This is a genomic window from Rathayibacter sp. AY1D9 (assembly GCF_002932395.1).
Lineage (GTDB): Bacteria > Actinomycetota > Actinomycetes > Actinomycetales > Microbacteriaceae > Rathayibacter.
The window spans coordinates 1-602 of record NZ_PSVQ01000087.1; the positions used below are offsets into that span (position 1 = coordinate 1).

The following is a 602-nucleotide window of genomic DNA, read 5'->3' on the forward strand; positions in this document are numbered from 1 at the left end:
GGGTCGGCCCGCGCACGCGCTCAGAGGGTGAGCGTGTGGAGGATCAGGGTCGTGGAGCCGATGGGCTTTCCGAAGTCGGTGTAGTCGAGGGTCGCGCGGCGGTTGCTGATGAGGTCAAGGGCGATCAGTTCCTCCTCGGACTCGTCGGTCATGTCGCCGGGCTCCTCGTCCCATTCGCGCAGCACCTGCCGGTCGGCGTCGAGGACTTTCCACAGTCCCCAGACGTGGGCGATGGGGCCGGTCGTCTCGTATGTGAAGACGAGGGCGGTCGCGGTGGGCCAGCCGTAGGCGGCCGCGGCGACGATCAGCGCTCGCGCTGCGGCGGCGGTCGCGTCGGCGTCGCCGGTCGCGGCCGCGGCGTCGACGGCGACCTCGGCTGCTCGCAGCGTCGGGTCCTCCTGGTACGGGTCGAATCGGTGGGCGGGGCGGGGTGCGGTGGTCGTGGTGGTCATGGTCAGGCCTTCCTGTGCAGCAGTGGGAGAAGAGGAGGGGCGGGGACCGGTGCGAGCCGGTCCCCGCCGGGTGGGCTAGCTGAGCCCTGCGGCGTCGGCGGGGGTGCTGTCGCCGGTGACGACCTGCTCGACCGGGGAGAGCGCGTATCC

General features: G+C 72.1%; 1 protein-coding gene. It reads right to left on the reverse strand.

Annotation, left to right across the window (positions count from 1 at the left end; genetic code table 11):
* Positions 1-20: 20 nt before the first annotated feature.
* Positions 21-452 (reverse strand): hypothetical protein, encoded by a 432-nt coding sequence (locus C5C50_RS16615; protein ID WP_104273954.1) that lies wholly within the window; start codon positions 450-452, stop codon positions 21-23.
* Positions 453-602 lie beyond the last annotated feature (150 nt).

Bases quoted from the DNA above. Each gene is read 5' to 3' on its own strand.
- C5C50_RS16615 (WP_104273954.1), bottom strand. From the start codon at position 452: ATGACCACCACGACCACCGCACCCCGCCCCGCCCACCGATTCGACCCG.